Annotated in this window: 3 protein-coding genes and 1 pseudogene; 2 read left to right on the forward strand and 2 right to left on the reverse strand. The window is 57.9% G+C overall.

The window, feature by feature from the left end; genetic code table 11:
• Both RSSM_RS08110 and ccoS read left to right on the forward strand, forming a co-directional pair.
• Positions 1 to 562: pseudogene (locus tag RSSM_RS08110) on the forward strand (heavy metal translocating P-type ATPase); the annotation flags it as partial.
• Positions 559 to 717 (forward strand): cbb3-type cytochrome oxidase assembly protein CcoS, encoded by a 159-nt coding sequence (gene ccoS / locus RSSM_RS08115; RefSeq protein WP_008676490.1) that lies wholly within the window; start codon positions 559 to 561, stop codon positions 715 to 717. The pseudogene RSSM_RS08110 and the gene ccoS, both read left to right, overlap by 4 nt.
• Positions 718 to 844: 127 nt before the next feature.
• Here the strand turns inward: ccoS and RSSM_RS08120 are convergent, their stop codons facing one another.
• Together RSSM_RS08120 and RSSM_RS08125 are read right to left on the reverse strand one after the other, a co-directional pair.
• Positions 845 to 2,434, reverse strand: a complete 1,590-nt coding sequence (locus RSSM_RS08120) for a protein kinase domain-containing protein (protein WP_008676491.1) — start codon at positions 2,432 to 2,434, stop codon at positions 845 to 847.
• Positions 2,435 to 2,671: 237 nt separating this feature from the next.
• Positions 2,672 to 3,052 (reverse strand): translation initiation factor, encoded by a 381-nt coding sequence (locus RSSM_RS08125; protein WP_008676492.1) that lies wholly within the window; start codon positions 3,050 to 3,052, stop codon positions 2,672 to 2,674.
• Between the last annotated feature and the right edge of the window lie 49 nt (positions 3,053 to 3,101).

A 3,101-nucleotide genomic window follows, 5' to 3' on the forward strand; every position in this document is an offset into this window, starting at 1 on the left:
CGACATCGTGAGCCATATCGCGTCGCAGCTCGGTATCTCGCCGGACGATGCCTTCGGCGGACTCAGCCCGGAAGAGAAGCTCGCTGCCGTCCGCGGAGATGCTCGGTTCCACTCTATCGACAATCGCGAGCAAACGACGCCGGTGACCACGACACAGCCAAACGGCGATCGCGTTATGTCAGCCAGCGAGAACCCGACCACCGTCATGATTGGCGATGGGGCGAACGACGCCGCCGCGCTTGCCGCGGCCGATGTTGGCATCGCGGTTCGTGGCGGCGCCGAGGTCAGCCTCCAAGCAGCTCCGGTCTTCATCGCCTCGGGCGGACTGTCGAGTGTTGCCGATCTAATCTCCGCTTCGATGCGTACGGACCGTCTGATCCGCACCGCACTCGTCGTTTCGCTGGCATATAATTTGATTGCGGTCGGTTTGGCTATGTTCGGCAAAATCAGTCCATTGATCGCCGCGATTTTGATGCCGATCAGCAGCGTGAGCGTGTTGGCACTGACGCTCGCGTGGCCAACCTATCCAGAGCGTCAATCATCTCGGAGGGACAATCAATGAGCGTTCTATTTGTAGCACTTCCGATCGCCTTGATACTCGGCGGCGGAGGCGTGCTCGCATGCATCCTCTGCATTCGTGGCGGCCAATATGATGATCTCGACACACCGTCGGTTCGGATGTTGATTGACGAAGAAATGAAACGGGAGTCGGACTAGCAGTCCTATGTCGGTTCTACTTTCGGGTAGTGGATCTTGTAGGAGATCCTCATGCAGCAAGATCTTTCCCGTGATCCGCGACCGCCTACTCGAAAACCAAGCTGCGTTGGAACGCTAGGCGTCCGCGTCACCCTTCCACCGCGTCACACATCCACCGCGTGATCGGCCGCGCCCACGATTTGACGTCCTCGGTGGGCCACTGTCGATCAGCAGGATCGTAATGCAATGCTGCTCGCAGGATACTTCGCAGCTCGTCGCTCATCTCAACATCACCGGGTAGTTGCTCGGGTTCAAAGCGTTCTTTCTGCAGCAGCAACTTCATCCAATCGCGGCTGTCAAAGAGTTTTTTCCCGCTGAGCATCTCATACGCCATGCAAGCCAACGCGTACCAATCACCGTTGGGATCTACGGCGTCTCCGCGTAATTGCTCCGGCGGCATGTAGGCCGGGGTGCCCATCACCGTTTCGCTCAACTCTTCAGCTCCGATCACGTTGCAAAGACCGAAGTCAGCAATCGCGGCGTTGCCATCGAGGCTCATCAACACATTGGCAGGTTTGAGATCCAAGTGGACGATTTGATTTTGATGAGCGTGTTCGAGCCCAGCGGTGATCTGCCCGAGTAGACAACGCACGCATTCTTCGTCCAATCGCCCGTGACGCCGCAACAATCGCGACAAGTCATGACCGTCGCACATCGGCATTACCAGAAAACGCGTACGGTAGTCGATGAACGCATCGAGGACGGTGACGATGTTGGGGTGACTGAGCGCCCGAAGAACCGTTGACTCACGTTCGAAATTATCGATCGTGCTGGGTTCGTGAATGAACTCATGACGCAACATCTTCAACGCGAGCGATCGGCCTGGGAACTTACTGCTACGGCATTCGTACACCACGCCCATTCCACCACGACTGATGCATCGACTCAGGCGGTATCCGTTGATCACGCGACCACAAAGCGCGTCGACCTCACGACTTCCCAACCGATCGCTGATCAATTGGCTCAACGCGATTTCAATTTCGGGAAACTCTTGAATCAATTCCTTGTACCGGTCGACATCCAATTTCAGAGCGACCAGTGGCGAGATCGCGGTGGCCGTCGCAGTGCAACGTTTTCCAGTCAGCAGCGACATCTCGCCGACAACACTGCCCGCTTCGCAACGTGCAAACCGCACCTCAGACGACCTGACCTTCTTGGACACTTCGACTTGGCCGTGAACGATGACGAACAGACCCGCTGCGGGCTGTCCTTGTTTGAGCAGCACTGTTCCCGGTTCGGCATCGAGCGGTTGCAGCCCATCATTGAGCGCCCTGGCGGCCTGTTCGGAAACGCCCGCGAGCGTAGGACAATTCAACAGCGAACGACGGGCCTCATCGACGACGCCCAAACTCTGATCCTGCAATGCCTTCTCGATGATCCCGTCGAGCGAGTCAAAGTCGAGTGTCTCGTCTCCCATCGACACCGAATCGGCAACGTCGAACGGACACAATTCGCTGAGCGACGGACCGGAATCTTCGTACGACTGAGCGGTCCTGAGTTCACTGTCGAGAGTTAGCAGTTCGGCAAACAGGCGTGGGCGCAGCTTCATCGGCGCGCGTTCCACCCACGTCTGCAAGTTGGTCGCCTGCGGGCTTTCGTGCCATGCAACTTCGTAGGCGTGGCACTGGTCGCGGACTTCTGCCAATTCCTGAGGCGACAATTCGTTGACTGGGTTCACAGCAGCAATCCTGCAATCAGGATGAGAAACGCCTCCCGAGCGGGTGGCCTGACACCTGTATGCTAGAGCATTTTGCCGGATAGCGCGAATGGCGTCCGGTTGTGTCCGTGAGCGGGGAACCTTACGGGAGTCGTGGCGACGTACGGGACGTTGAGGGGCTGTATTCTGAAGTCTGGCGACTCCAGCCACGGTGAATGCTCACTGAAGCCTGGCGACTGCAGCTACGGTGAAATCTGGTTATTTCACACGGAAGCCGATTGCTTTGAGGCATTCACGGGCGGCCTGGGTGTGGTCGCCTTGCAGTTCGATCAGATCGTCCTTGGCCTTCACCGTGCCACCGGTTCCACAGGCGGTTTGCAACTGCGACAAGAGCGCGGGCAGATCATTCGCTCGTGCGGTCAGCCCTTTGATCACGGTCGCGGTCCTGCCGCCTTTTCGCTTTTCGGTGCCGATGCGTGCCGTTTGCTTCTCCGGTGGCAAGCGGTCTGCTTCACGTTGCCGCTGTGCCTCGGCCGCGTTTTTGTCTGCTTGCGTACACTGACATTCCGACTCGACTCGACCACACAGATCGCACTCGGGCGGAATGTCAAACGGAGTTCCGGCAAATAGTCGTGTCATGAGTAGGCTGACTGCGATAGCGAAAGAACGACGGACGGGACGCCGTCAT

The sequence above is a fragment of the Aporhodopirellula sallentina SM41 genome (assembly GCF_000346505.1).
GTDB lineage: Bacteria > Planctomycetota > Planctomycetia > Pirellulales > Pirellulaceae > Rhodopirellula > Rhodopirellula sallentina.

Excerpts from the sequence above, each read along its gene's own strand:
- ccoS (WP_008676490.1), top strand. The coding sequence starts at position 559 with ATGAGCGTTCTATTTGTAGCACTTCCGATCGCCTTGATACTCGGCGGC.
- RSSM_RS08125 (WP_008676492.1), bottom strand. The coding sequence starts at position 3,052 with ATGACACGACTATTTGCCGGAACTCCGTTTGACATTCCGCCCGAGTGC.